This window comes from Pseudonocardia broussonetiae (assembly GCF_013155125.1).
Lineage (GTDB): Bacteria > Actinomycetota > Actinomycetes > Mycobacteriales > Pseudonocardiaceae > Pseudonocardia > Pseudonocardia broussonetiae.
Genome location: NZ_CP053564.1, coordinates 3,091,247 through 3,118,115, shown reverse-complemented (window position 1 = coordinate 3,118,115; position 26,869 = coordinate 3,091,247). Strand labels below are relative to the sequence as shown.

Annotated in this window: 23 protein-coding genes and 1 pseudogene; 14 read left to right on the top strand and 10 right to left on the bottom strand. The window is 75.8% G+C overall.

Annotated features, from left to right (window positions below):
- The first annotated feature begins 3 nt into the window (after positions 1-3).
- Complete coding sequence (locus HOP40_RS15520) at positions 4-1,338, top strand: UDP-glucose dehydrogenase family protein (RefSeq protein WP_172159196.1); 1,335 nt, start codon at positions 4-6, stop codon at positions 1,336-1,338.
- Here HOP40_RS15520 and HOP40_RS15515 read toward each other — a convergent pair.
- Together HOP40_RS15515 and HOP40_RS15510 are read right to left on the bottom strand one after the other, a co-directional pair.
- Positions 1,332-2,747, bottom strand: coding sequence for a sugar transferase (locus tag HOP40_RS15515; protein WP_240157699.1), 1,416 nt, complete (start codon positions 2,745-2,747; stop codon positions 1,332-1,334). The two genes, HOP40_RS15520 and HOP40_RS15515, sit on opposite strands and share 7 nt — an antisense overlap.
- Positions 2,748-3,216: 469 nt before the next feature.
- Positions 3,217-3,540 carry a hypothetical protein gene (locus HOP40_RS15510; RefSeq protein WP_172159194.1) on the bottom strand — a complete coding sequence of 108 codons (324 nt, stop codon included), beginning with the start codon at positions 3,538-3,540 and terminating at the stop codon, positions 3,217-3,219.
- Positions 3,541-3,812: 272 nt separating this feature from the next.
- On the opposite strand from HOP40_RS15510, the gene HOP40_RS15505 reads away from it, so the two are divergent.
- The 4 genes from HOP40_RS15505 (at position 3,813) to HOP40_RS15490 (ending at position 6,744) form a co-directional block, all read left to right on the top strand.
- Positions 3,813-4,265 (top strand): lasso peptide biosynthesis B2 protein, encoded by a 453-nt coding sequence (locus HOP40_RS15505; RefSeq protein ID WP_172159193.1) that lies wholly within the window; start codon positions 3,813-3,815, stop codon positions 4,263-4,265.
- Entirely contained in the window at positions 4,262-5,248 is a 987-nt protein-coding gene (locus HOP40_RS15500) for a hypothetical protein (RefSeq protein WP_172159192.1), read from the top strand. Before HOP40_RS15505 ends, HOP40_RS15500 begins: the two co-directional genes overlap by 4 nt.
- Before the next feature lie 96 nt (positions 5,249-5,344).
- Entirely contained in the window at positions 5,345-5,485 is a 141-nt protein-coding gene (locus HOP40_RS15495) for a hypothetical protein (RefSeq protein ID WP_172159191.1), read from the top strand.
- A 62-nt stretch (positions 5,486-5,547) separates the two neighbouring features.
- Positions 5,548-6,744 carry an asparagine synthase-related protein gene (locus tag HOP40_RS15490; protein ID WP_240157698.1) on the top strand — a complete coding sequence of 399 codons (1,197 nt, stop codon included), beginning with the start codon at positions 5,548-5,550 and terminating at the stop codon, positions 6,742-6,744.
- Here HOP40_RS15490 and HOP40_RS15485 read toward each other — a convergent pair.
- On the bottom strand, positions 6,684-7,958 hold the full coding sequence (locus tag HOP40_RS15485; RefSeq protein WP_420821819.1) for a methyltransferase domain-containing protein: 1,275 nt from the start codon (positions 7,956-7,958) through the stop codon (positions 6,684-6,686). The two genes, HOP40_RS15490 and HOP40_RS15485, sit on opposite strands and share 61 nt — an antisense overlap.
- A 179-nt stretch (positions 7,959-8,137) precedes the next feature.
- On the opposite strand from HOP40_RS15485, the gene HOP40_RS15480 reads away from it, so the two are divergent.
- The 4 genes from HOP40_RS15480 to HOP40_RS15465 are packed head-to-tail and all read left to right on the top strand — an operon-like array spanning position 8,138 to position 11,258.
- On the top strand, positions 8,138-8,962 hold the full coding sequence (locus HOP40_RS15480; RefSeq protein ID WP_172159190.1) for a sugar phosphate nucleotidyltransferase: 825 nt from the start codon (positions 8,138-8,140) through the stop codon (positions 8,960-8,962).
- A gap of 1 nt (position 8,963) precedes the next feature.
- The gene (locus HOP40_RS15475) at positions 8,964-9,620 is read left to right on the top strand and encodes a phosphatase PAP2 family protein (RefSeq protein ID WP_172159189.1); all 657 of its coding nucleotides are present in this window, start codon (positions 8,964-8,966) and stop codon (positions 9,618-9,620) included.
- A gap of 41 nt (positions 9,621-9,661) precedes the next feature.
- Positions 9,662-10,966, top strand: coding sequence for a glutamate-1-semialdehyde 2,1-aminomutase (locus HOP40_RS15470; RefSeq protein WP_275691370.1), 1,305 nt, complete (start codon positions 9,662-9,664; stop codon positions 10,964-10,966).
- 22 nt (positions 10,967-10,988) lie between these two features.
- Positions 10,989-11,258, top strand: coding sequence for a PqqD family protein (locus tag HOP40_RS15465; RefSeq protein ID WP_240157697.1), 270 nt, complete (start codon positions 10,989-10,991; stop codon positions 11,256-11,258).
- Positions 11,259-11,261: 3 nt separating this feature from the next.
- Here HOP40_RS15465 and HOP40_RS15460 read toward each other — a convergent pair.
- From HOP40_RS15460 to HOP40_RS15450, 3 genes and pseudogenes are all read right to left on the bottom strand, one after another.
- A pseudogene (locus HOP40_RS15460) lies at positions 11,262-12,252 on the bottom strand (IS481 family transposase).
- A 132-nt stretch (positions 12,253-12,384) separates the two neighbouring features.
- On the bottom strand, positions 12,385-14,163 hold the full coding sequence (locus tag HOP40_RS15455) for an ABC transporter ATP-binding protein (protein ID WP_172159188.1): 1,779 nt from the start codon (positions 14,161-14,163) through the stop codon (positions 12,385-12,387).
- A gap of 50 nt (positions 14,164-14,213) precedes the next feature.
- Positions 14,214-15,383 carry a nucleotidyltransferase family protein gene (locus tag HOP40_RS15450; RefSeq protein ID WP_172159186.1) on the bottom strand — a complete coding sequence of 390 codons (1,170 nt, stop codon included), beginning with the start codon at positions 15,381-15,383 and terminating at the stop codon, positions 14,214-14,216.
- A gap of 108 nt (positions 15,384-15,491) precedes the next feature.
- On the opposite strand from HOP40_RS15450, the gene HOP40_RS15445 reads away from it, so the two are divergent.
- The 5 genes from HOP40_RS15445 (at position 15,492) to HOP40_RS15425 (ending at position 21,520) form a co-directional block, all read left to right on the top strand.
- Complete coding sequence (locus HOP40_RS15445) at positions 15,492-17,060, top strand: right-handed parallel beta-helix repeat-containing protein (protein WP_172159183.1); 1,569 nt, start codon at positions 15,492-15,494, stop codon at positions 17,058-17,060.
- 81 nt (positions 17,061-17,141) lie between these two features.
- Positions 17,142-18,434, top strand: a complete 1,293-nt coding sequence (locus HOP40_RS15440) for an MATE family efflux transporter (protein ID WP_172159181.1) — start codon at positions 17,142-17,144, stop codon at positions 18,432-18,434.
- Positions 18,431-19,696, top strand: a complete 1,266-nt coding sequence (locus HOP40_RS15435) for a polysaccharide pyruvyl transferase family protein (protein ID WP_172159179.1) — start codon at positions 18,431-18,433, stop codon at positions 19,694-19,696. Before HOP40_RS15440 ends, HOP40_RS15435 begins: the two co-directional genes overlap by 4 nt.
- A 28-nt stretch (positions 19,697-19,724) precedes the next feature.
- A complete protein-coding gene (locus HOP40_RS15430; RefSeq protein WP_240157696.1) occupies positions 19,725-20,555 on the top strand; it encodes a class I SAM-dependent methyltransferase in 831 nt (276 codons plus the stop codon).
- Positions 20,552-21,520, top strand: coding sequence for a glycosyltransferase family 2 protein (locus HOP40_RS15425; protein ID WP_240157695.1), 969 nt, complete (start codon positions 20,552-20,554; stop codon positions 21,518-21,520). The genes HOP40_RS15430 and HOP40_RS15425 overlap by 4 nt, the downstream gene beginning before the upstream one ends.
- On the opposite strand, the gene HOP40_RS15420 is transcribed toward HOP40_RS15425, so the two are convergent.
- Genes HOP40_RS15420 through HOP40_RS15405 form a run of 4 tightly spaced genes read right to left on the bottom strand, consistent with a single transcriptional unit; the run spans position 21,418 to position 26,823 of the window.
- Entirely contained in the window at positions 21,418-22,731 is a 1,314-nt protein-coding gene (locus HOP40_RS15420; protein WP_172168404.1) for a glycosyltransferase, read from the bottom strand. The two genes, HOP40_RS15425 and HOP40_RS15420, sit on opposite strands and share 103 nt — an antisense overlap.
- A gap of 8 nt (positions 22,732-22,739) precedes the next feature.
- On the bottom strand, positions 22,740-23,966 hold the full coding sequence (locus HOP40_RS15415; protein ID WP_172159177.1) for an O-antigen ligase domain-containing protein: 1,227 nt from the start codon (positions 23,964-23,966) through the stop codon (positions 22,740-22,742).
- On the bottom strand, positions 23,963-24,868 hold the full coding sequence (locus HOP40_RS15410) for a class I SAM-dependent methyltransferase (protein WP_172159175.1): 906 nt from the start codon (positions 24,866-24,868) through the stop codon (positions 23,963-23,965). The genes HOP40_RS15415 and HOP40_RS15410 overlap by 4 nt, the downstream gene beginning before the upstream one ends.
- Positions 24,865-26,823, bottom strand: coding sequence for a heparinase II/III family protein (locus HOP40_RS15405; protein ID WP_172168402.1), 1,959 nt, complete (start codon positions 26,821-26,823; stop codon positions 24,865-24,867). Before HOP40_RS15405 ends, HOP40_RS15410 begins: the two co-directional genes overlap by 4 nt.
- Positions 26,824-26,869 lie beyond the last annotated feature (46 nt).

The window sequence follows — 26,869 nt, the reverse complement described above, 5'->3', positions numbered from 1 at the left end:
CCCGTGTTCGCCCGCCGCATCACCGTCGTCGGGGCCGGTTACGTCGGCCTCACCACCGGGGCCTGCCTCGCCGCGCTCGGGCACTGGGTCACCTGCGCCGACCCGGACGCGGCGCTGATCGCCCGCCTCCGTGCGGGTGACGAGCCCCTGCGCGAGCCCGGCCTCCCCGCGCTCGTCGACGAGGGACTGAGCGCGGGGCGGCTGTCGCTCGTCGCGGGTGCGGCGGCGGCGCTGTCGACCCCGCGCGGCGCCGCCGAGGTCGTGATCCTCTGCGTGCCGACGCCGGTCGGCGCGGGGGGCGTCGCCGACCTCACCGCGCTGCAGGCCGCCGTCGAGGAGGTCGGGCCGCACCTGGCGCCGGGCTGCGTGCTCGTCGTCAAGTCGACGGTGCCGGTGGGCACCGCGCCGCGCGTCCGCGAGCTGCTGGGCCGCGACGACGTGCCGGTCGTGAGCAACCCGGAGTTCCTGCGCGAGGGCACCGCGGTGCACGACTTCCGCCACCCCGACCGGATCGTCGTCGGCTCCGACTCGCAGGACGCGGCCGAGCGCGTGGCGGCCCTGTACTCCCGCCTGGGCGCGCCGACGGTGCTGACCGACGCGGCGAGCGCCGAGCTCGTCAAGTACGCCGCGAACGCCTTCCTGGCGCTGAAGCTGAGCTACGTCAACGCGCTGGCGGAGCTGTGCGAGCGCGTCGGGGCCGACGTCGGCGACGTCACCGAGGGCATCGGCCACGACAAGCGCATCGGCCAGGCGTTCCTGTCGCCCGGGCCCGGCTGGGGCGGCGCGACGCTGCCCAAGGACACGCACGCCCTGCTCGAGGCGGCCGACGCCGCCGACTTCGAGTTCCGGATCGTGCGCGCGGCGATCGACACCAACACCCGCCAGCGCCGCCGCATGGTCGACAAGGTGCGCCTCGCGGTCACCGGCAGCCGCACCGGCTCGCTCTCGCGCTGCCGGATCGGGCTGCTCGGGCTGACGTTCAAGGCGGGCACCGACGACCTGCGCGACTCCCCCGCGCTCGCCGTGGCCGCGCTGCTGCGCCAGGCCGGGGCCGAGCTCGTCGCCCACGACCCCGCCGTGGCGCCCGGCCGCGCCGATCCGGAGCTCGCCGGTATCGAGGTGGTGGCCACGGCCGAGGCCGCGGCGCGGGACGTCGAGGCGCTCGTCGTGCTCACCGAGTGGCCGCAGTTCCGCACGCTGGACTGGCCGGCGCTGGCCGGGCTGACGGTCCGCCCGATCGTCGTGGACACCCGCAACCTGCTCGACCCGGACGTCCTGCGCCGGGCCGGCTTCACCTGCCACCCCCTCGGGCGGCGGGTGCGGACGGTGACTCAGTAGGCGCCGTCACCGCGCAGCACGGCACCGACGGTCTTCCACAGGATGAGCGCGTCGAGGGCGAGCGACCAGTTCTCGACGTAGCGCAGGTCGAGCCGGATCGACTCGTCCCACGACAGGTCGCTGCGGCCGCTGACCTGCCACAGCCCGGTGAGGCCGGGGCGCACGTGCAGGCGGCGGTGGGTCTCGGTGGAGTAGCCCTCGACCTCGGCCGGCAGCGGCGGGCGCGGGCCGACCAGCGACATCGAGCCGCCGAGCACGTTGAACAGCTGCGGGAGCTCGTCGAGGGAGTAGCGGCGCAGCCACTGCCCGACCGCGGTGACCCGGGGGTCGCGGCGCATCTTGAACAGCGGGCCGGCGCCCTCGTTCATCGTGACGAGGTCGGCGCGCAGCTTCTCGGCGTCGACGACCATCGAGCGGAACTTGACCATCCGGAACGTCTCGCCGTGGCGCCCGACGCGGATCTGCCGGAAGAACACCGGCCCGCCGTCGAGCTTCACGGCGATCGCGACCCCGATCAGCAGCGGGAGCAGCAGGAACAGCAGGACGACGGCGCAGAAGCGGTCGAAGCAGCCCTTCATCACCTTCGCGATGCCGCTGAAGCGCGGCTCGGTGAGGCGCAGCAGCGGCAGGCCGTCGACCGGCTTGACGTGCAGGCGCGGACCGGCGACCTCGAGCAGGCCCGGGTCGACGACGATCTCGGCCTGCGAGTTCTCGAACTCCCACGACAGCCGCTGCAGCCGCCGCGGCGACCAGTCGGGCGTGGGCGTGACGGCGACGACGCGGTAGTGCCCGGCGTCAACGACGCGGTGCAGCGCCTCCAGGTCGCCCACGACGGGGACGCCCGCGATGGTGGTGTCGCCGTCGAGGCCGTAGCCGCTGGCGGTGCACGCGCCCGCGACCTGCCAGCCGAAGTGGGGGTTGTCGCGCGTGCGGACGACGAGCTCCGCGATCGACTGCGGCGTGCCGACGGCGAGCACGCGGTGCATGCACTGCCCGGTGAACCGGCGGCGGTGCAGCGCGCGGCGCATGACGTAGCGGGCGGCGGCGATGGCGATGCCGATCACCGGGATGAACGCGAAGGCCCACGGCCGCACCGAGCTGAGCTCGAAGGCGAGGCCGAACAGGCCGAGCAGGACCAGGCTGGTGATGGTGCCGCGCAGGACCGAGCTGAACTCCTCGGAGCCCTGGCCGAGCGTCCGCGGCTCCCAGGCGCGCCAGACCCACAGGCAGATCAGCGTGAGCAGGCCGGCGATGCCGGCGAGGCCCCAGGCGTTCGGCACGGCCGGCACGCCCAGGAACGTGGAGCTGATCCATCCCCCCAGGAGCGTCCCCGCTCCCACGACCAGCACGTCCGCCAGCACCACGAGGGCGGTGTAGCGGCCCTCCCACGACGTGCGCGGAGCCTCCACGGCCGGCTGGCCGTGCTCGCTCCCCAGGTCACCCCGTACGTGACGCGGTTCCCCGATGACCGGCAATGGACCGGTCCCGACCTCGCTGCTCAACACATCCTCCTTGCAGTGATCCGCGTCGTCGCGCGCGAACTCCGGCGCGCCGGCACGGCCCCTGAAAAGTCCCCCACCTACTCAACGCAGGAGGTGGCGCACTGTTACGTGACCTAGGTCACAGTGCGCTGCCGGCTTCGCGTCCTGACGTGCACATCCGCAGGTCGAGGCGACACGCCGCCCCCACACCGTTTCCCACTCCGTCGGAGCGGCTGATCACCCGATCGGGGAGCGTCGGCGGTGACACTCCGGATCTTGTGGACGCTTCGTCACCACTCGGGCACGCACGGACGCAGGACAGCACTCACGCGCTGTACCCCGCAACCGGGTTCCCAGTCCCCGTCTTCCGCTCACGGCCAGAAGGGAGGGATGCGTCTCAGTCGCGCCCGGCGGGGCGGCCGGTGCGGACGCACCCGGCGCGGGGGTCGCGGCGCGGGAGGGCGGTCCGGGGCTGCGGGACGATCTCGGCTGCGGTGGGCGTGCCGGCGGTGCGCGCCGCGGCGGGCACGGACGCCAAGGCGGAGGACAGGGCACCGGACGACAGGGCACCGGAGGACGGGACACCGGCCCGCAGGGCGGCCGACGGTGCGGTGCGCACGGTCCCGGACCTCAGGATCACCCCTCCGAGGACGACCGCGACGACCCACGCGCACGCGATCCACAGGGTTCCGAGGCCCATCACCCAGCCGAGCACCGCCATGTCCGCTCCCGACGCCTGCGACGGCCACGTTCATGACCGCGCGTCAGCATGCCGTCGGGAGGCGGGGAGGTTGCCTCGCTCGCGCCGACCGGCCCGATCGACGCGCCGACCGGACGGGATCGCGGGACGTGCGGGCGGTCACCGGCAGTGCACGGCCCGTACCGGAGCGCTGAACCGCTCGTCGCGGACGGCGTAACGCCGCTGCGCCGTCCGACGACTCCATCGGCCGCGGGGGCATCCGGCCCCGCCCGGCCGGCGGAGGTGCGGGAGCGATGACGGCGCGCAGGTGGGCGCTCGGGGCCGTCGAGGTCCTGCGCGCGCTCGGGCCGATGGTCGCGGTCGAGGTGCTGCTGCGCACGACCGACCTGCCGACGACGTGCCGCCGGCTCGGCGTCGCCCACGACCTGACCGCGCCTGCGGCGCCGGCACGGGCGACGACGGACCCGATCTCCCGCGCCGGACCGACCGCCGTGCTCCCCCGCCGGACCCGCCGCGTCGTGCGCGCCTGCGCGCTCGTCGTCGCGCACTGGCCCGCGGGCGACACCTGCCTGCGCCGCTGCCTGCTCACCGGTCACCGGCTGCGCGGCCTGGGGCCCGTCCTGCGGATCGGCGTCCGCCGCACCGGCGACGGCCGGTTCTCGGCGCACTCCTGGCTCGAGGTCGACGGCCGTCCGCTCGATCCGGCCGCTGGGGCCTTCGCAGCACTGGGCGCGGCCCGCCCGTGACCCTCCACCGCTACCGCGCGCACGGACTGCGCGTCCGCAGCACCGTCGCGCTGGCGCTGCCGGCCGACGCGGTCACCCGCGCGGGCCGCAGCGGCGGCCGGCCCGACCTCGTCCTGCGGGCCGGGCTGCGTCGCCCGGTCCCCTGCGCCGACCCGCCGGGGACGCTGCTCGCCGCGCTCGACCGCCCCGGCGGCGGGCGGTACTACTGCTTCACCCGCACCGCGGACGCCGTCGTGCTGCGCTACCCGGGCCTGTGCGACTTCGTCGGTGACGCCGCGCTGCGCCAGGTCACCGTCCACCTCGACCCGGCGGCCGACGCCGGGCTGGTCCCGGTGCTGGCCGCGGGCGCGCTGCTCGCCGTGCACCTGACCCTGCGGCACGCGCTGGTGCTGCACGCGAGCGCCGTGGACGTCGACGGCCGGGCGCTGGCGTTCGTCGGGGCGTCCGGGACCGGCAAGTCGACGCTCGCGGCGGCCCTGGCCGGCGCCGGCCACGCCCTGGTCTCCGACGACGTGCTGCGCGTCGAGCCCGGCGACGTACCCCGCGTGCATCCGGGCAGCACCGAGGCGCGTCTGCGGCCGGCCGCGCAGGCCCTCGCCGACGACGCCCCGCCCGGCGCCGTCCGCGCCACCGCCGACGGACGGCTGGCGCTGGCGCTGCCCGTCCGCGCGGGCGCCCCGCTGCCCCTGGCGGCGTGCGTGCTGCCGGCCCCGAACCGGACGGCGTCGGAGGTCGCGGTGCGCCCGCTGTCGCCCGCCCAGGCCCTCGTGCGACTCGTGCAGTTCCCGCGGGTCGTGGGCTGGCGGGAGCCGGCAGCCGCGGCCGCGCAGTTCCAGGCGCTGGCCGACCTGGTCCAGGTCGTGCCGGTCGTGCAGGCCTCGATCCCGTGGGGTCCGCCGTTCCCGCCCGGGGTGCTGGCCGAGCTGGTCGAGGCGGTCACCGGTCCGGCCCGGTCGCGCCGGGACCGGACACGGGGGGCGTAACGGGCCCGCCCGCGGGTCCGAGTCCCACTCCACGAGGGCGTCCCGGCGTCGTCCGCGCCCCCGTCCCGTCCCGTCGACGCGCGAGAGGAGGTGTACATGCGCCAGCCCTACGAACCCCCGGAGATCGAGCTGCTGGGCTCCGTCATCGAGGAGACCCAGGGGTTCCGGTTCACGGCACAGCAGGACTCGATCTTCGGGGTCAACGTGCCGTTCGGCGGTAGTCCGGTGCACTCCTGACCGCCCGTCGCGGGGCCGGTGGCCCGTCCACCGGCCCCGCTCCCGCGCCGAGAGGAGCGACCGTGGCTCTCCACCGGATGGAGCCGCTGGAGATCGCGAGCGGCTGGCTCGCCGACAGCCCCTGCCCCCCGCTGCCCGCGCCACCCGGCCCGGCACCGCGCCGGCTGCTCGACGCCCTGCTCGTGCCGCTGCTCGCCCGGCCGCCGTGCCTCGTCGCCTTCTCCGGGGGGCGCGACTCCTCCGCGCTGCTCGCCGCCGCCGTCGCGGCCGCCCACCGCGAGGGCCTGCCCCCGCCCGTCGCGATCACGCTCACCTATCCCGACGCCCCCGGCGCCCAGGAGTCGGACTGGCAGCGCCGGGTGCTCGACCACCTCGGCGTCACCGAGCGGGTCGTGCTGGTCGTGCACGACGAGCACGACGCCGTCGGGCCCGTGGCGGCACCGCTCCTGCGCCGCCACGGCGTGATCTGGCCGCCGAACGTCGCCCCGACCTGGCGGATGATGGACCGCGCCCGCGGCGGCTCGCTGCTGACCGGGGAGGGCGGCGACGAGGTGTTCGGCGTCAAGCGGATCACCGCGCTGACCAAGCTGCTGCACACGCGCACCCGGGCCGACCGCAGGCTGGTCCCGCTGGCGGCGCAGGCGCTCGCGCCCGCCGCGTTCCGCCGCCGGACCGCCCGGCGGGAGAGCTACCGGCCCCCGTGGCTGCGCGCGGACGCGTGGCGCGAGGTGCTGCGCCGCCACCTCGACGACGTCGCCGCCGAGGAGCTGCACGCGGGCCGCCAGACCTGGCAGCTCGCCTCGCACCGCGGTTCCCGGATCGGGTACGCCACGCTGCGGGCGCTGGGCGAGGAGATCGGCGTGCGCTACGTCCAGCCGTTCGTCGACCCCGGTTTCGTCGCCGCGACGGCGGCCGAGGCCGGCTTCTGGGGCTGGACCGGGCGCACGACGGCGATGCGCCACCTCTTCGACGACCTGCTGCCCCGCGCCGTGCTCGAGCGCGCCACGAAGGCGACCTTCAACGGCGCGGTGTTCGCCGCGCACACCCGCGACTTCGCGCGCGGCTGGACCGGCGACGGCGTCGACCACGACCTCGTCGACGCCGCGGTGCTGCGGGAGCACTGGCTCTCCCCGCTGCCGCACGCCCCCTCGATGGCCCTGCTGCACCAGGCGTGGCTGGCGGAGGGTGGGACGACCGGTCAGACGATCTCCAACCGCGGGATCGGGAACACCAGCCTCCCGCCCCACTCCCGCACGTAGGACAGCTGCTCGACGAGCTCGTCGCGCAGGTTCCAGGGCAGCACGAGGACGTAGTCGGGGCGGTCGTGGGCGATCCGCTCGACGGGGCACACCGGGATCCGCGTGCCGGGCGTGAGCCGTCCGTGCTTGTAGGGGTTGCGGTCGACCGTGTAGGGCAGCAGGTCGGGGCGGATGCCGCAGAAGTTGAGCAGCGTGTTGCCCTTGCCGGGCGCGCCGTAGCCGACGACGGTGCGCCCGTCGCGGCGCGCCTCGATGAGGAACTCGACGAGGTCGTCGCGCACGCGGGACACCGCGGTGGCGAAGCCGTCGTACCCCTCGACGGTGTGCAGCCCGGCCGCGGCCTCCGCGGCCAGCACGTCGCGCACGCGGTCCGACACGTCGTCCGGCCCGACCGCGGCGGCGGGGCGGGCCCACATGCGGATGGAGCCGCCGTGGGTGTCGAGCAGCTCGACGTCGACGAGCGCGAGCCCGCCCTCGGCGAGCGCCCGCTGCCCGGTGAGCAGCGTGTAGTACTGGAAGTGCTCGTGGTAGACGGTGTCGAACTGGGTGCGCTGCACGAGCGTCAGCAGGTGCTGCACCTCGATCGACACCCAGCCGTCGTCGGCCACCAGCGAGCGCAGCCCGCGCGTGAAGCCCAGGACGTCGGGGATGTGGGCGTAGACGTTGTTGGCGACGACGAGGTCGGCCGGCCCGTGCTGCGCGCGCACGCGCGGCCCGGTCTCGGGGGTGAGGAAGCAGGTGACCGTGGGGACCCCCCGCTCGCGGGCGGCGTCGCCGACGTTGGCCGACGGCTCGATCCCCAGGCAGCGCACCCCGTGCGGCGCCAGGTGCTGCAGCAGGTAGCCGTCGTTGCTGGCGACCTCCACGACGAAGGAGTCGGGACCGAGCCCGAGCCGCTCCACCGCACCGTCGACGAAGGCCGCGGCGTGGCGCACCCACGACGTCGAGAACGAGGAGAAGTAGGCGTACTCGGTGAAGGTCTCCTCGGGCGTGATCAGCGGCGGCAGCTGCACCAGCAGGCAGCCGGCGCACACGAGCACGTGCAGCGGGTAGGTCACCTCCGCGGCGCCCGCCGCCTCGGCCGTCAGGAACAGCTCGCACGGGGGCGTCGCTCCGAGGTCGAGGAAGCTGCGCAGGTCGGGGGAACCGCACAGCCGGCACGACGGGGTGGCGGGGACCACCGACGAGAGGTTCGGACCGATCTCGCTGAGAATCGCGGTCACGGCTCCTCCAGGTGTGTCGCTGCACGCCAGGAGCGTGCGCGGGGAACAGGTGCCGACAGACTCGGGCGCCGTGCACGTTGCGTTACCTCCCTGCCGTCGGGTAACGCCCCGGACCGCGCCCGCGAGTCCTGTCGCGGAACACCCGATCCGGACGAGACGAGGTGTGCACGATGAAGGTCGTCCTCTTCTGCGGCGGTTACGGGATGCGGATGCGCGACGGGACGTCGGACCTGCCGAAGCCGATGCACACGGTCGGGCCGCGCCCCCTGATCTGGCACGTCATGCGCTACTACGCCCACTTCGGCCACACCGACTTCGTGCTGTGCCTCGGGTACGGCGCCGAGCACGTCAAGGACTACTTCCTGCACTACTCCGAGACCGCGTCCAACGACTTCCGCCTGCGCGGCGGCCGCATCGAGATGCTGGGCTCCGACATCCAGGACTGGACGATCACCTTCGTCCACACGGGACTCGACTCCGCCATCGGCGAGCGCCTGCGGCGGGTCCGCGAGCACGTCGAGGGCGAGGAGATGTTCCTGGCCAACTACGCCGACGTGCTCACCGACCTGCCGCTGGCCGACATGATCGACCGGTTCAAGGCGAGCGAGGCCGTGGGCGCGCTGCTCGCGGTGCCGCCGCAGTCGGCCTTCCACTGCGTCGACCTGGGCGACGACGACCGCATCTCGGCGATCAGCACGCTGCAGCAGCTCCCGCTCTGGGAGAACGGCGGCTACTTCGTGCTGCGGCCGGAGGTCTTCGACTACCTGCCGCCGGGCGGGGACCTCGTCGCCGACGCCTGTGCCGCGCTCGCCCGGGAGGGCCGGATGCTCGCCCACCGGCACCGCGGGTTCTGGCAGCCGGCCGACACGGTGAAGGAGCGCAACGCGCTGGAGATCGCCTACCAGACCGGCCACCGGCCGTGGATGCTGTGGGAGCACCACGCCGCCGAGGAGGCGCTCCCGCCCGTCGCCCTCGCCGTCCCGGTCCCGCGCTGAGGTGCGGCCCGCCCGGACCGGCCGGTCGGCGGCCGACGCGACGGCGGCCCTGTGCGCGCTCGTCCTGCTCGGGCTCGGGCTCGCCGTGCTCGGCGGCACCGCGCCGTGGGCGGTCGACCGGGCGGCCGCGGCCGCGACGGCCGGGCTGACCGCGTCCTCCTACGACCTGCTCCTCGCCGTCGACCTCGTCGGGGAACCGGTGGTGGCGGTCGGGCTGGCCGTGCTGATCGCGCTCGCCTGCCTGCTGTGCGGGCGCGCGCGCCTCGCCGCCGTCGCGCCGCTCGCGCTGGCCCTGACCGCGGTGGCGGTCGCCTCGCTGAAGCCGCTGATCGGCCGCACGATCCACGGCCCGGAGAACCTGGCCTACCCCAGCGGGCACACCGCCACGGCCGCCGTGCTCGCGCTGGTCCTGCTGCTGCTCCTCGTCGACCTGGTACGGCCGGGGAGGTTGGCGGCCGCGGCGCTGGTCGTCACGGGCACCGTCGTCGCGGCCGGCGTCATGGCCGTGGCGCAGGTCGCGCTGTCGGCCCACTACGCCACCGACACCCTCGGCGGGCTGTGCCTGGCCGTCGTCACCGTCACCGTCACCGTCCGCCTGGTGGCCGCCGTACCGGCCCGCACCGCCGTGCCGGCCGCACCGAGGGGGGACCCGCCGTGACCACGACCGCGCCCGTCGACGGGGCGGTCGCCCGCTCCGCCGTGCCGCGCTCCGCCGAGATCGCCGCCCGGCTGCACCGGATGGTGCCCGGCGGCTCCCACACCTACGCCAAGGGCGACGACCAGTACCCCGAGGACATGGCCCCGGTCATCTCCCACGGCCGCGGCGCGCACGTGTGGGACGTCGACGGCAACGCCTACATCGAGTACGGGTCGGGCCTGCGGTCGGTCGGGCTGGGCCACGCCCACCCGCGGGTCGTCGAGGCGGTGCGCCGCGAGGTCGGCCGGGGCACCAACTTCGTGCGGCCCAGCGCCATCGAGGCCGAGGCCGCCCAGGAGTTCCTGGAGACGGTGCCGACCGCGGAGATGGTCAAGTTCGCGAAGAACGGGTCGGACGCGACCACGGCGGCGGTCCGGCTGGCCCGCGCCGCGACCGGGCGACCGCTCGTCGCGATCTGCCGCGACCAGCCCTTCTTCTCCACCGACGACTGGTTCATCGGCACGACGGCGATGTCGGCGGGGATCCCCGCGGTCACCACCGACCTGACCGTCACGTTCCCCTACGGCGACCTCGACGCCGTCGCGGAGGTGCTGGAGCTCCACGCGGGCCGGGTGGCCTGCCTGGTCCTGGAGGCGGCCACCGCCGTCGAGCCGCCGCCGGGCTACCTGCAGGGCCTGCGCGCGCTGGCCGACCGGCACGGCTGCGTCCTCGTGCTCGACGAGATGATCACCGGCTTCCGCTGGTCGGAGGCCGGGGCGCAGGGGGTCTACGGCGTCACCCCGGACCTGTCGACGTTCGGCAAGGCGCTGGGCAACGGGTTCGCCGTCTCCGCGCTGGCCGGTCGGCGCGAGCTCATGGAGCTGGGCGGCCTGCGCGACGAACGCGAGCGGGTGTTCCTGCTGTCCACCACCCACGGTGCCGAGACGCACGCGCTGGCCGCGGCGATCGCGGTGATGCGCACCTACCGCGAGGAGGGCGTCGTCGCCCGGATGCACGCGCTGGGCGACCGGCTCGCCGCCGGTGTGCGCGCGGTCGCCGCCGCGGCGGGGGTGGGCGAGCACGTGCTCGTCCGCGGACGGGCCAGCAACCTCGTGTTCGCGACCCTCGACGCCGACCTCCGGCCGTCGCAGGCCTACCGCACGCTGTTCCTGCGGCAGCTGCTCGCGGGCGGGGTGATCGGACCGTCCTTCGTGGTCAGCAGTGCGCTCTCCGACGACGACGTCGACCGCACGGTCGAGGTCGTCGCGCGGGCCTGCGCGGTGTACCGGCGCGCGCTCGACGTGGGCGACCCCGCCCCGTGGAGCGGCGGGCGCCCGGTCCGTCCGGTGTTCCGGCCGTTCGCCTGACAGGTGTAACGGGCACGGGCGGATGCCCGACTCACGGGGCATGCGGATGCGGGCGGGCGACTACTCGGCGCGCACGATCGGGAACGAGACGATCGTGCTCAGCCTGCCGACGTCGCGGTACTTCACGGTGACCGGCGTCGGGACGCGGCTGTTCGAGCTGCTCGCATCGGAGACCACTGTGGACGAGATGGTCGAGACCGTCGTGGCGGAGTACGAGGTGGACGCGGTGACCGCGCGCCGCGACGTGGAGCGGTTCGTCGGCCGGCTCCGCGAGGTGCAGCTGCTCGGGTGAGCGCTAGCTGTACTGATCGGACAGGTTGGTCAACCTGGTGATCGGTGGGTGTCCGCCGCAGGCGGTGTGGGGTCGGTGATGGTTGTACTCGTGAATCCAGCCGGGTAGGGCTTTGCGGCGGTGGGTTTCGCTGGCGTAGAGCCGGCGGAACGCCCACCCCTCGACCAGCGTCCGGTGAAACCGTTCGACCTTGCCGTTGGTCTGCGGGCGGTAGGGGCGGGTGCGGCGGTGGCGGATCTCGAGCTCGGCGCAGGCCTCGCGCCACAGGTGTGAGCGGTAGCAGGCTCCGTTGTCGGTCAGGACCGCTCGGACGGTGATGTGGCGGGCGGCGAACCAGGCCACTGCCCGGTGTAGCACCGCGACCGCGGTGGTGGCGGTTTCGTCGTCGCATATCTCGGTGTAGGCGACGCGGGAGTGGTCGTCGAGGACGGTGTGCAGGTAGCCGGTGCCCATCTTGGGCTGGTGGTGGCGGTTGCGCGGCTTGCCCGGGGTCGCGGCTCGATGACGCTTGCCTTGGGCTCGTCCGACGAAGCGCCATCCGCCGCCGTCGGGGATGTTGCCCAGCTTCTTCACATCCACGTGGGCCAGGTCGCCGGGGTGGGGGTGTTCGTAGCGGCGCACCGGTTCCCCGGGTGGCCCGATCCAGGTGGGAGAGCCGGTTGATCCGGCATGAGGTCAGGATGCGGTGCACCGTGGAGGTCGACAGCCCGAGGATCGCGGCGATCCCGACCGGGCCCAGGCGTTGCTTCCAGCGCAGGTGCACGATTTTGCGCACCGCCGGGGCCGGGGTCGCCAGCGGCGAGTGGTGCGGGCGGGAGGACCGGTCCTGCATCCCGGCCTCGCCCTCGCAGGCGTAGCGGTCGGCCCAGCGTTTCGCCGTCGGCCAGGACACCTGGAACCGTTCCGCGGCCCGGGCGACGGGCCAGTCCTGCTCGACGACCAGCTTCCCCAGGCGTAGTCGTGCGGTCGGGGTCAGCGCAGCGTTAGCGTGCACGGTGAGGACCTCCTGGGGTCGTGGTGTGGGTGCCGTCAGACAGCTCCACACCACCCCAGGGGGTCCTCACCTATCAAGATCAGTCAGACCGTGTCGTCACACGACCTCGACCAACGTCTCCGATCAGTACAGCTAGCCGTAGGCCGACGACTGGAGCGTGTAGAGCTCCGCGTAGCTCCCCGCGCGGGCCATGAGCTCGTCGTGGGTGCCGCACTCGACGACCCGGCCCGCCTCCAGCACGTAGATGCGGTCGGCGAGGCGGGTGCTGGAGAAGCGGTGCGACACGAGCAGGGCCGCGCGACCGTCGAGGACCGCGCGGACGTCGCGGAACAGGGCGTGCTCGGCGCGGGGGTCCAGGGCCGCTGCGGGCTCGTCGAGCACGACCACCGGCGCGTCGCGGTAGAGCGCCCGGGCCAGGGCGACCCGCTGCCACTGGCCGCCGGACAGGTCGGTGCCCTCGTCGAGGTCGCGCCCGAGCATGGTGTCGAGCCCGTCGGGCAGCTCGTCCGCGGCCGCGAGCAGGCGCGCGCGCTCCGCCGCGGCCTGCACCGCGGCGGCGTCGGCGGGGCGCTCGGGGTCGCCGAGCTCGATGTTGTGGCGCAGCGTCATCTGGTAGCGCACGAAGTCCTGCAGGACGACCCCGACCGACGCGCGGACGTCGGCGGCGGGCACCTCCTCGCCGTCCCACTCCCGCACGCCCGGTGCGGGGTCGAGCAGCCCGGCCACGATCTTCGCCAGCGTCGTCTTCCCCGAACCGTTCTCCCCCACCAGCGCGACGACCTCGCCCGCCCGGACCTCCAGGTCGACGCCGTCGAGCGCGGGCCGCGCCTGGTCGGGGTACCGGAAGCCGACGCCGCGCAGCGCGATCCGGTCGGTGAGCGGCAGCGCCCGCCCGGGCTCGGAGGCGCGCGGGGCGCGGGCGACGAACTCCTCCAGGTCGTCGAGGAACGGCACCGACTCCAGCAGCTCGCCGATCGAGCCGAACACCACGGCGAGCTGGCCGCTGAGCAGGCGCACCGCGATGGCCGCGGCCCCGGCCTCGGCCAGGTCGATGCGCCCGACCCGGACCAGCTCGACGATCGCGAGCAGCGCCCCGGCCAGCGCGAGGCCGACCCCGAGCGTGGTGAGCAGCCCGATCCACTGGCGCCGCCGCACCTGCCCGCGCAGGGCGCCGACGACGCCGGCCCCGAGCGCGTCGTAGCGCCCGCGCAGGACGCCGGCCGTGCCGAACGCCCGCATCTCGGCGGCGTAGGGGCGGGTGCTGAGCAGCTCGCGCAGGTACACCTGGCGGCGGTGGGCGGCGGTGATCCGGCGCGCGAAGGCGAACTCGGTGGCCCCGGCCCAGCGCGACAGCAGCACCGCGGGCAGACCGGCGGCGAGCAGCACCGGCACCAGCAGCGGCTCGACGCCGATCAGCACGGCCGACATCGTGACGACGCCCAGCACGCTCCCGCCCAGGCCCAGGAGCGAGGTGGTGACGAGGAACGGGCGGGTCAGCGCGTTCTGCTGCACCCGCTCCAGCGCGGTGGCGAACCCCGCGGACTCGTAGGTGGCCAGGTCGACGCGGGTGGTGGTGTCGAGCAGCCGGTCCCACACGCGCAGCGACACCCGCTCGCCGAGCAGCCGCTGCTGCTGGCGCTGCAGCGAGCCGGCCGAACCGGACAGGGCGGTGGCGAGCGCGAGGGCCAGCAGCGCCGGGCCGATCCCGACGTCGGCGGTCGCCGGCTGCAGCAGGGCATCGAGGGTGAGCTTGCCCGCGGCGACGACGCCGAGCGCCGCGACGGCTCCGACCAGCTGCAGGGCGCAGGCGACGGCGGTGCCGCGGGCGTCGGCCCGGCGCACCTCGCGGGCCGCGGCGACGACCAGGCGCGGCGCGGCGGCCACCGACCTCGCCCTCCCCGTCGCGCGCATCGCAAGATCGTAGCCGCCCGGGTCGGCCCGGGTCCGCGTCGTGACCGGGGTCAGCCGCCCGGCTCGTCGCGCGCCCCGCGCCGGGAGCGACCGGCCCGGACCTGCGCGACGGCGTACGCCAGGCGGGCGGCGGGCGTGCGGTGGCGGCCCGCCGTGTAGCCGCGCTGCGGGAGCGCGAGGGCGTAGAGGTAGGCCGCGCGGTCGCGCCACCGCGGCAGCACCGGCACCGTGGCGAGGGCCTGCGCCGCGAACGTCTTGTCCGCCCGGGTGTGCAGGGCGAGCCAGCGCTCGTCGCGGCGGCTCGGCACGAACCCGCGCGCCCACCCCGTGAGCGCGTCGTCCGGGCCACCGAGCAGCCGGTGCGCGTCGGCCACCGCGGCCGTCACGACGGCCTCGACGCCCCAGCCGGCCGCGGCGGCCCGCACCCGGGCGGTGTCGTCGGCGCCGCCCGGTGACCGCAGCCCCCGCAGCAGCTCCGCGACGTCGCGCAGCGAGCCCAGCCGCAGCGGCCAGTCGCCCAGCGCGGCGTGGAAGCAGGCGTGCAGGAAGCGGTGCGGACGGTCGAGCGCCCGCAGCGGCCGCCCCGCGACGGTGAACTCCTGTCCGGGCCCGCTCCACAGCGCGTCGAGGTCGACGAGCCGGCCCCACGGGCCCAGGACGAACGTCCGGTGCAGGTCCAGCTCGTAGCCCGCGTCGGGCACCATCGTCAGGCCCTTGTCGAAGCGCCGGTCGAACCCGGGGCGCGGCTCGGCCAGGGTCCGCCGGAAGCCGGCCGCGGACAGGACGGCGACGACCCGATCGATCTCGGCGGGCCGCACGAGCAGGTCCAGGTCGCCGAACGACCGCAGGGCCGGGTCGGGGTGGTCGAGGTGGGCCAGCGCGGCGCCCTTGAGCACGCGCACGCCGAGCCCGTGCCCGGCCAGCAGCGCGGTCACGGCGAGGAGCTGCTGCTCCAGCGCGAGCACCCGCAGCTGCCCGGCGCGGTGGGCCGCGGCCGCGCGGCGCGCCTGCTCGGCCGTGGTGGGCAGCGCGCCCTCGCGCACCGCCGCCGCCAGCAGACCCGTGACCCGGTGGGCGGCGGCCCCGCGCACCAGCGCGTCGAACGCGTCGTCGGACGGCGGCCGGGCCGGCAGCGCGTGCGCCGGCTCGGGCAGCCGGTGCGCGGCCACCGCCGCCAGCCCGGCCGGGTACTCCCCCGCACCGCAGAGCATGCGCGCCATCCCCGGACCTCCGGCCGGTGAGTGTAGGGCGGTAACGGCGCCCGGCGCGGGGACGAGTCCACGGGCGCGGCCCGTCGCGGGGACGGGCCGGGTGGACGGGAGCCGACGATGAGCCACACGACGCCCACCGGCCGACGCCGCCGGGGCGCGGCGCTCGCGTCGGCGGTGGCCGGCCTCGTGCTGATCACCGCGTGCCAGGTCGCGCCGCCGGCCGCCCCGGGCGGCGGGGCGGAGGGCGGCCCCACCGGCGCCGGACCGGGCCTGCCCACGGGACCCGTCGGCGCGGTCTGCGACAACACCGTCCCCGGGCCCGCGGAACCGCCGCCGGGCGCGGTCGTGGTCCGCGCCGGGGTCGTCGGCGACCTGCGCGCGCAGGTCGACGCCAGTCCGCCCGGCGCGGTGTTCTGGCTCGAGCCCGGCACCCACACCCTGACCCCCGACCAGTACGCGTCGATCACCCCGCGCGACGGCGACACGTTCCTCGGCGCGCCCGGCGCGGTCCTCGACGGGCGCGGGGTCAACCAGTACGCCTTCGTCTCCACCGCCGTCGACGTGACGGTGGCGCACCTCGTCGTCACCGGGTTCGTGCCGCCCGCCGACCAGGGAGTGGTCAACCACGACTCGGGCGACGGATGGGTCATCGAGCACAACACGATCCAGGGGAACAAGGGCGCCGGGATGATGGCGGGGGACCGCCAGGTGGTGCGCGGCAACTGCCTGCGCGCCAACGGCCAGTACGGGATGAACGCCTACCAGCCCGGCAACGGCATCACCGGACTCCTCGTGGAGGGCAACGAGATCGTCGGCAACAACACCGACGACTGGGAGGCGCGGGTCGAGGGCTGCGGCTGCACCGGGGGCGTCAAGTTCTGGGCCGTGAACGGGGCCGACGTCCGCGGCAACTGGGTGCACGACAACCGCGGCCCCGGACTGTGGGGCGACACCAACAACAACGACTTCCTCGTCGAGGGCAACGTCATCGAGGACAACGACGGCGAGGCCCTCTTCTACGAGACGAGCTACAACCTCGTGTTCCGCGACAACGTCGTGCGCCGCAACGCGATCGTCAGCGGGAAGACCTTCGCGCAGGACACCGACGACTTCCCGGTCGGCTCGGTGTACCTGAGCGAGTCGGGCGGGGAGCCGCGCGTCCCGGCCCGCACCGACCGCATCGAGATCACCGGCAACGCGTTCGAGGACAACTGGTCGGGCATCACGCTGTGGGAGAACGCCGACCGGTTCTGCAACAGCGCCGCGAACACCTCCACCGGCAACTGCACCCTGCTCGTCCCCGACGTCACGGCCTGCTCGCAGCCCGCCATCGCCAGCGAACCGCTGTACTCGGACTGCCGGTGGAAGACCCAGCGCGTCGACATCCACGGCAACACCTTCACCGCCGACCCGGCGGTCACCGGGTGCGCGCCGGGCTACGCCGACCGGATGGCCGTGCTGTCCAACGTCGGCACCTACCCCGACTGGTCCCCCTACCAGGGCGACGTCGTGCAGCAGGCGATCGTGCGCGACCAGGACGTCCAGTGGTTCGACAACGCCTACGTCGGGTCCTGGACGTTCCTCGTGGGCAGCACCGGCCGCTCGGTGCCCGTCACCGAGTGGCAGGCGGGGGAGACCGCCCAGGACGACGGCAGCACGTTCTCCCCGGGCCCCGGGGGCTGCTGAACGGGGTAACACCCACGCCCGCGGGATCGACATCACCCGCGTCCGCAAGGCCGTTCCACGAGGGAGCCGGGGGGATCGGAAGTGGCCGTGCCCGCCCGCACCGCACCCGCGGCCGACCGGTCCCGCCTCCTGCGGGCCGCCCGCCGCATCGGCTGGGGCATCGCCGACCAGGGCGTCTCCAGCCTGACGAACTTCGCGCTCGGCATCGTCGTCGCGCGGGCGCTCGACCCGGCGGGCTTCGGCGTCTTCGGGCTGGCGTGGGTCACCTACGGCGTCGTCCTCAACGTCTCGCGCGGCCTGTGCAGCGACCCGTTCACGGTGCGGTTCAGCGCCGCCGACCCGGCCGACCGCGCCCGGGCCGTCGCCCGGATGACGGGCTGCACGCTGCTCGTGGGGACCGTCGCGGGTGCGGTCACCGCCGCGGTCGGCGCAGGCCTGGGCGACCGGCTCGGGGCGGCGTTCGTCGCGCTGGGCCTGGTGCTGCCGGGGATCCTGCTGCAGGACGCCTGGCGGTTCGCCTTCTTCGCCGCCGGCACCGGGCGTCGCGCCTTCGTCAACGACGTCGCCTGGGCCGTGGCGCTCGTCCCGGCCCTCGCGATCGCCTCGGCCCGGCCGTCGGTGTTCGCGTTCGTGCTGGCGTGGGGCCTCTCGGGCGGGCTCGCCGGGCTGCTCGGGTGCCTGCAGGCCGGGATCCGGCCCCGGCCGCACCTGTCCCTGCAGTGGGTCCGCGAGCAGCGCGACCTCGGCCCGCGCTACCTCGTGGAGAACGTGAGCCTCAGCGGGGCCGCGCAGCTGCGGCTCTACGGCCTCGGGGCGGTCGCGGGGCTGGCCGCGGTCGGTGCGATCCGCGGCGGCGAGCTGCTGATCGGCCCGTTCCTCGCCCTGCTCATGGGGATCTCGGTGATCTCGGTGCCCGAGGCCACCCGGGTGCGCCGGGCCGCACCGCACCGGCTGGTGCACTTCTGCCTGCTCCTGGGCGCGGTGCAGGCGCTCGCGGCCGCGGTGTGGGGGGCGTTCCTGCTGGTGCTGCCCGACGCCTGGGGCCGCGCGCTGCTCGGCGACGTCTGGCCCGCGGCGGCGGTGCTGATCGTGCCGATGACGCTCACCGTGATGGGCTCGAGCCTCTCCAGCGGCGCGATGACCGGGCTGCGGTCCCTCGGCGCGGCGCGGCGCAGCCTGCGCGCCCAACTCGTGGCCGCCGCGGCCTACGCCGTGCTCGGCATCGCGGGCGCGGTCCTCGGCGGCGCCCCCGGCTCGGCCTGGGGCCTCGTCGCCGCCACCTCGCTGGCCGCCGCCGTGTGGTGGTCCCAGCTCCGCGCGGGCCTGCGCGACCCGGCCGCGCTCGCGCCGCCCCCGACCGGGAGGACCCCATGACGTCCCGCGACACCGCGCACCGCGACGGACCCCCGCGCGTCGGGCTGTTCGGCCTGCTCGGCGGCGGCAACATCGGCAACGACGGGTCGATGGAGGCCGTGCTCGCGCACCTGCGGGCGGAGCGGCCCGACGCCGTGCTCGACTGCTTCTGCAGCGGCCCCGAACAGGTCACCGCGCGGTACGGCGTGCCGGCCACGCCGATGCAGCAGTGGGCGTCCTACCGGCTGGAGCGCCGCGGCCCGGCGGCGGCCGTGCTCAAGGGTGTGGGCAAGGTCGTCGACGCGGGCCGGACGCTGGCCTGGGTGCGCCGCCACGACGCCGTGGTCGTTCCGGGCGCCGGGGTGCTGGAGGCGACGCTGCCGGTGCGCCCGTGGGGCTTCCCGTACGCGCTGTTCCTGCTGTGCCTCTCGGGACGCCTGGTCGGCACCCGGGTCGCGCTGCTCGACGTCGGCGCCGAGGTGATCGACAGCCCGGCCACCCGGCTGCTGGTGCGCACGGCCGCCCGGCTCGCCCACCACCGCTCCTTCCGCGACGCGCACTCCCGGCGGGTCATGGGCGACATGGGTGTCGACACCTCCGGCGACGAGGTGGGCGCCGACCTCACGTTCGCCCTGCCTCCGGTGGCGCGGCCGCCGGAGGAGCCGACCGGGATCGTGGGGGTCGGACTCATGGCGTGGAGCGGCGGCAGCGGCGACCGCCGCCGGGCCGGGGAGATCCACGACGCCTACCTCGCCGCGATGACCGAGTTCGTCGGCCGGCTCGTCGACGAGGGGCGGCGCGTGCGGCTGCTCGGCGGCGACGCCGTCGACGACGCCGTCGCCGCCCGGCTCCTCGACGCGGTCCGCGCCGCCCGGTCCGGTCACGCCCCGCTGTCCGTCGAGGCCGACCCGGTCCGCTCGCTGGACGACCTGGAGCGCGCGATGCACGACGTCGACGTCGTGGTGGCCACCCGCTACCACAACGTCGTCGCGGCGCTGCGGCTCGGCAAGCCCGTGCTGGCGCTGTCGTACGCCCCCAAGACCGACGCGGTGATGGCCGAGATGGGCCTCGCCGGGTTCTGCCACCCGGCCCGCTTCCCCGACGCCGACCGGCTGGCCGCGCAGTTCGCGGAGCTGGAGTCCCGGCGCGCGGAGCTGGGCGGGGTCGTCGCGGCCCGGGCGGCCGTGGTGGTCGCCCGGCTGCGGCGCCAGCTCTCCGGCCTGTGCGGGGAGCTGCTCGGGGAGCGTCCGCCCGCGGCACCGGTCGTGGGGAGCGCCGCATGAGCCGCACGAGGAGCAGGAGGAGGACGGGATGGGCACCGTGATCGACCGGGCCCGCCGGGTGGGCGGCGCCGCGCTCGACGTCGTCGAGCGGACGCTCACCGCGGCCGGACTGGGCGAGTCCCCAGAGAAGCTCGGCGCGGACGCCCGGCGCTACTGGGAGCAGCCCGACGGCGACCGGTGGCGCGCCGACTCCCACTGGCGCGACGCGAGCGTGTTCGCGGGCACCGACCTGTGGTCGGAGACCGGGCGCCGGCACCTCGACCTGTTGCGGCGGATGGCCCGCGTCGTCGAGCACCCCGGGCCGCGGGGCACCGTGCTGGAGTGGGGCTGCGGCGGCGGCGCCAACGCCGTGCACCTCGCCCCGGAGGCCACCGCGTTCGTCGGCGTCGACCTGTCGGCGGCCACGCTCGAGGAGTGCGGGCGGCAGGTCGCCGCCGTCACGGCGACACCGTTCCGCCCGGTGCTGATCGACCCCGCGGAGCCGGAGGCCGCGGTGGCGGCGCTGCGCGGCACCGTCGACGTGTTCACCTGCTTCTACGTCTTCGAGCTCATCGTCTCCCAGGAGTACGGCGCCCGGCTGCTGCGGATCGCCGCCGACCTGCTCACCGACGACGGCCTGGCGCTCGTGCAGATCAAGTACGACACGGGGTCCTTCGGCACCCGGCCCCGGCGGCGCAACTACCGGTCGCGGCTGGCCAGCATGACGACCTACCGCATCGACGAGTTCTGGGAGCTGGCGCACGACTGCGGGCTCGTCCCGCACGCCGTGCACCTGGTCCCGCGCAACGAGCTCGACGAGCGCTACGCCTACTTCCTGCTCACCCGGGCCGGCGGCCCCCGCGCGGAGGCCGCCCGGTGACCGAGCAGCGCACGAGCGAGATCCCGCTCCCGCGGACGCCGCCGGAGGCCGGGGCCGCGGCCCGCACCCCGCGGCTGAGCATCGGTCTGCCCGTCTACAACGGCGAGCGCTACCTGCCCGAGGCCCTGGGCGGGCTGCTCGGGCAGAGCTTCACCGACTTCGAGCTCGTCGTCTCCGACAACGGGTCGACCGACGCCACCGAAGCCATCTGCCGCGGGTTCGCCGAGCGCGACCCGCGCGTGCGCTACGTCCGCCAGCCGCGCAACATCGGGCTGGCCGGCAACCACAACGCGGTGTTCGCGCTCTCGCGCGGGGAGCTGTTCAAGTGGGCCGCGGACGACGACGTGTACGACCCGGACCTGCTGGCCCGCTGCGTGGCCGCACTGGACGCGACGCCCGGGGCCGTGCTCGCGCACTGCTACACGGCCGTGCTCGACGAGGACACCGGCGTGACGACGCCGCTGACCTACCCCCTGGCCAGCGCCGCCCCGCGCCCGGCCGACCGGCTGCACAGCCTGCTGTGGGACAGCGGCGGCGACGACGACTACGGGGTGATCCGCTCGTCGGTGCTGCGCCGCGTCCGGCCCTACGACAGCTTCTACAACGCCGACCGCACGCTGGTCGCGGAGCTGGCGCTGCACGGCCCGTTCGTGCAGGTGCCCGAGTGGCTCTACGTGCGGCGCGAGCACGCGGCCCGGTCCAGCCGGGGCCGCCGCGACATCCGCGCCTGGTGCGCGAGCTACGACGAGCGCCGTGCCGACCGGCTGCGCCACCCCGTCGTGCGCCTGCTCGCCGAGTACGTCTGGGCCTACGCGAGCGCCATCCACCGCGCGCCGCTGGGCCGCCGCGACCGGCTCGCCTGCTACGGCCGGCTCGGCGGCTGGCTGGTCGGCCGGACCGTCACGTCGGCGACGCGGGGCATCGGCAACGAGCGCCTCCCGGATCCGCGCCCGGCCGTGCCCTGATCGCCCCTCCCCCGATGCCCCGATCCCCGACCCCGGGCGACCGCCTCCCGGTAGCACCGCTCGAGCGCGTCGAGCCCGGCCGCAGGGGTGAACCCCGCCTCGTAGCGCCGCCTGCCCGCCTCCCCCATGGCCGCGTTGCGGTCCGGATCGGCCACGGCGGCGCGCAGGGCCGCGGCCAGCGACCCGGCGTCGCCCGGCCCGTGCAGCAGGCCGGTCACGCCGTCGTCGACCAGCTCGGCGGGCGCACCGTGCCCCGCCGCCACCACCGGCACGCCCGCAGCCATCGCCTCCACCACCACGAGGCCGAACGCCTCCAGCCACGTCGAGGGCACGGCCACGGCGGCGGCGCGGGCGGTGAGGGTGGCGCACGCGCCGGCGTCGAGCAGGCCGTGGAAGCGCACGTCGTCGCGCCCCGCGGCCCACGCGCGCACCTGCGCCTCCAGCGGCCCGGCGCCGGCTAGCACGAGCGGCAGCCCGATCCCGCCCGACGCGGCGATCTCGTCCCACGCCGCCATGAGCAGCGGCACGCCCTTCTCCGCCGTGAGCCGTCCCAGGAACAGCACGTGCTCACCGGGGCCCGCACGGCGCTGCGCGGGCTCGGGCACCACGTTGTGGCGCACGACGAGCTTGCCGGCGGGCATCCCCGCGTCCACCAGCTCGCGGCGCTGGGCGGCGGAGATGCAGAGGAAGGTGTCGACCCCGTCCCACCAGCGGCGGCGGTTGACGGCGTGGCCGATCGCGAGCGGCACCGTGGCGATCCGGGAGCCGCGGTAGCAGCCGTGCGCGACGGCCGGGAGCGGGGAGCGCCCGACGCAGGCGCGGCAGGGCCCGCCGTCGCGGTGCAGCGTGCCCGAGGGGCACACCTGCAGGTAGTTGTGCAGCGTCGCGACGACCGGCACGCCCTCGTCAGCGCAGGCCGCCACGACCGACGCCGACAGCAGCGGGAAGACGTTGTGCACGTGCACCACGTCGGGCGCCGACGCGCGCAGGCGCGCCCGCAGGTCGGCGCGGACCGCGGGGTTCCACGGCACGAGCAGCGGCACCGCGGCGCGGTGCGCGAGCGGCAGCGCGGCGATGTCGTCGCTGCGCCGCTCGTAGCGCTCGACGGCGTGCCCGCCCGCGGTGAGCAGCTCGACGTCGCGGTCGACGACCCGGTCCTCCCCGCTGGGCTGCCCCGACCGGTACCGGTTGTGGACGACGAGCACGCGCAGCGGGGCCGTCACGGCGCGACCGGCACCGCGACCGGGCCGGGCGGTGCCACCGCCCGGGACGGGCCCGGGACCAGCAGCGACGCCGCCACGGCCAGGTGCAGCAGGTAGGCCGACGCATCGCTCAGACCGACCTCGGTGTAGGACGCCACCGCGCAGTAGACGACCAGGAACAGTGCGCACGCCCGCGCGGGCCCGGGCGGGCGCAGCAGCGCCACCCCGAGCAGCACCAGCAGCATCGCGGCCGTGATCGCCACGCCGAGGATCCCGAGCTCGTGGTAGGCCGAGAGCCAGCTGCTGTCGATGGCCAGACCCCGGAACGACTTGTCGGTGAGCCCGATCCCGAGCAACTGCTCGCGCGGTGTGCGGTCGACCGCGAGCAGCGCGTCCCACACCTTCTGGCGCCCGGTGAGCCCGACCAGCTCGTCGGCGTCCTGGCCGCGGGCGAGCCAGGTCAGCACCGCGTCCCCGACCACCACCGCCCCGACCAGGCCGACGGCGGCGGCCCCGAGCAGGGCGCGGCGGGCGCGCCCGTCGGACGCCACCATGCTCAGCACGGCGACGGCGAGCCCGGCGACGAGCCCGGCGAGCGCGGTGCGGGTGTGGCTGAGCAGGAGCATGACGACGGCGGGCGCCACCACGAGCAGCACGTCGCGCCCGCGCAGCCGCCCCGCGATGCCGAGGAGCACCGCGAGCCCGATGGCCACCGCGCAGTACTGCCCGACCTGCGGCGCGGGGATCGGCCACAGCGCCCCGACCAGCCGCCCGTCCGGGCCGGAGAACGCCGGACCCGGCGTGACGACGATGCCCAGCAGCACGACCAGCAGCACGCCCCCGATCGCGCGCAGGTGGGTGCGCACCAGCACGAGGTCCGGGCGCCACCAGCACCCGATCAGCCACAGCGTCGCCACGAACACCACGAGCCGCGCCGTGCGCAGCAGCGCCCCGGCGCCGGACTCCAGCAGCATGCTCGACGCGACGGCCACCAGCGCCAGCGCGGCGAGCAGCACCAGGTACGCCGAGGGCCGCACCCGGATCCGCGGGTTCATGAGCAGCGCCAGCCCGAACGCGACGGCCAGCGCCCCCATCGTGATCACCTGCCCGCCCGCCTTGGGGATCGGGATGACGGTGCCGGCGCTGGGCAGGAAGCCCAGGACGTTGACCAGGAGGAGCCCCCAGACCACCGGGAGCAGGCGGGGTGGGTCGGCCGGCTCCGCCGCCGGGACCGGGGCCGTCATGCCGCCCCCGCCGGGGTGATCGGCCCGCCCCTGGCCTGCAGCCGCAGCCAGAGGTGCCAGCCGAGGTGCCGTTCGAGCCGCGCGGCCCCGGGCAGCCTGCGCACCGGCAGCGGGGGGGCGTGCAGGTAGCGGCGGAACGACTCCACGAGTGTGAAGTCGGGGAAGTCGGCGACCACCTCGCGCGGGGAGTACACCCGGGCGTAGGGGTTGTGCGGGCCGTCGGTGCTGCGGTGGGTGAACGCGTCGAGGTCCAGGTAGCGGCGCAGCCCGGCCCGCTCGGCCCCGTCGAGGTGCGCGCGCAGCAGCGGCGGCGCCGCCCGCATGAGCCGCGTGCGGCGCAGCGGGTAGGCGGCGGCGAGGACCGCGCGGCGCAGCACGCGGATGCTCACCTGGTAGTTGAGCGACCGGCGCGCGTACACCATCGCCACCAGCGTGCCGCCGGGCCGCAGCACGCGGTGGATCTCGGCCTGCGCCGCCCGGATGTCCGGTACGTGGTGCAGCACCCCGTGGCTGAACACGACGTCGAACGAGTCGTCGGGCCACGGGATCGCGGTCGCGCTGCCCTGGCGCAGGTCGACGTGCGGCAGGCGGCGCAGCGCCAGCCGGGTGCGGACGCGCTCGACGGACTCGGGGGTGAGGTCGAGCCCCGACCAGCGGGCCCCGCGGCGGATCAGCTGCTCGGACTCCGCGCCCTGCCCGAGCCCGATCTCCAGCACCCGCCGGTCGCGGAAGTCGAAGTGGTCCAGGCACGCCGGGATGTGGCCCTCCTGGTCGTAGCGCCAGGCGTCGTAGGCGGCGAAGAAGCGCTCGTGGTCGTCGGCGAAGCCGCCGTGCAGCCCGCCGACGATGTGGTCGCCGCAGGGGTGGGCGTTCCAGAACTCTCGGACGTCGCTCTCGTTCACGGGTGGGTCCTCTCCGGGCGGGGCACGTCGGCGAAGCACAGGACGGTCGCGAGCCCGGACGGGCCGACCTCGCCGGAGCCGATCAGGGTCACGGCGGGCTCGCGGCGGCCGAAGCCGGGCGAGTACCAGCCGCGCGGCGGGTCGGTCTCGCCGCGGTGCGCGGTCCAGGTGAGCTCGCCGGGCAGCTCCAGCAGCCCGTCGTGCGACGGGCCGCCGGTCCAGCTCAGCAGGACGCGGTGGCCGGCCAGCTCGGCCGTGACGGCCGGGCCCAGGTGCAGGGCGAGCCGGCACGGCTGCCGCCCGGGCCCGCGGACCTCGTCGTGGATGCGCAGCTCGCGCGCGGCGGCGTCGAGCTCGACGGTGCGGCGGTGCACGACCGGGCGCCCGCGGGCGGCGTAGCCGTCGTGCTCGGCCCGCCAGCGCGAGGTGCCGTCCGGCCGGTCCTCGGCGAGCAGGACGCGGCTGCGCGCGTGGCGCATCCACAGGAACGGCCCGCCGGAGCGGCTCTGGTCGGTGCCGTGCAGCTCGAGGGTGTTGTGGCCCAGCGTGGAGCGGAACCAGGCCCGCCACTCCGGCTCGCCGTGGTAGCAGTAGGTGCCGGGGTCGGCGAGGACGTCGACGCCGCCGTGGCGCACCTCCACCGACAGCGCGTCGGCGTGGGCGTGGGCGGCGATCGCGCCGAAGCCGTGCGGGCCGCCATCGCAGCGGCACCACAGCTCCGCGGCGCTGCCGCACGCGGGGGCGCGCAGCAGCGTCAGCCCGGCGTCGGCGAAGTGGTGCGGGCGCGTCGCGGGCCGCCCGGTGAGCGGGGGCCGCGGGTGGGCGAGCGCCGTGAGCAGCGGCGTCGCCAGGTCGTCGCCGAGGGGGGTGGGCCACCAGGGCAGCGCGCCGAACAGCGCGGCCCCGGTGGAGAGCAGCGAGGCCCAGCGGTCGGTGCCGTCGCCGTCGAGGACGAGGCCGCGCCCGTCGTCGCCGTCGCCCTGGCGGGGCGGGCGCCCCGACGCGTCCACGACGGCGGCCAGCGCGTCGGACATGCGCGACAGCGTCGCCCACACCGGGCCCGGCACGGGCAGCCCGGCCGCGTCGGCCTCGACGACGGCCGCGATCCCCAGCTCCAGGACCAGGCCGTGGTACTCGGAGGCCTGCTCCCGGTTCAGCCCGGACGGGAAGGTGTTGCGGGCCAGGTGCACCTCCAGCGACTGCATCGCCGCACGGCCCCAGCGGCCCGACTCGGGGAACCAGCCGAACGCGCAGGACGCCACGACCTGCCCGGCCAGCTCCGCGACGACGTGGTTGTTGGCCGAGGTCCCCCGGCTGGGGAACGCCTCGAGCCAGCGCTGGTGGAAGCGGATCTGGTGCAGCGCCTCCGGGTTGTGCTCGAACAGGGCGGGGGCGCCCGGCCAGCCGTCGAGCAGGCGCCGCGTCCACGCCCAGGAGATCAGCCGGATGCCCAGCTCGATCCCGCTGGTCCAGTGCACGCCCCGCATCGGGGGGTTGGCCGCCCACCACGACGCGAGGTGCTCGGCGACCCGGTGGGCGTAGCGCTCGTCGCCGGTCAGCGCGTACGCCGCGGCCAGCACGGTGAGGTGCTGGTGGCGCGAGGGCTCCCAGAGCTGCTTGACGTCGCCCACGGCCTGCTCGTCGCGGTAGGGGACGTCGAAGGCGTAGAGGTCCGAGGGACTGCGCAGGCCCGTCTTCGGGTCGCGGGACCAGTCCGGGTCGACCATGTCGTCGCGCAGCACCCCGAAGTACTCCGCGACGCCGTCCATCAGCCGGTCGGCCGTGCCGACCAGCCCCGCGGCGGGCTCCAGCGGGAGCAGGTCGGCGAGCCCGGCCGGCAGGGTCGCGGTGAACCGGCGCCGCGGCAGCACCGCGTCGGACCGGTCCGCCTCGCGCCGCCACTGGTGGACGCGCCGCGCGGTGACGACCCGCCCGGCGACCTCGGCGGGGCCCATCCGCGAGAGCCGCCGGAGGTACCACCCGGCGCCGCCCGCGGGCGCG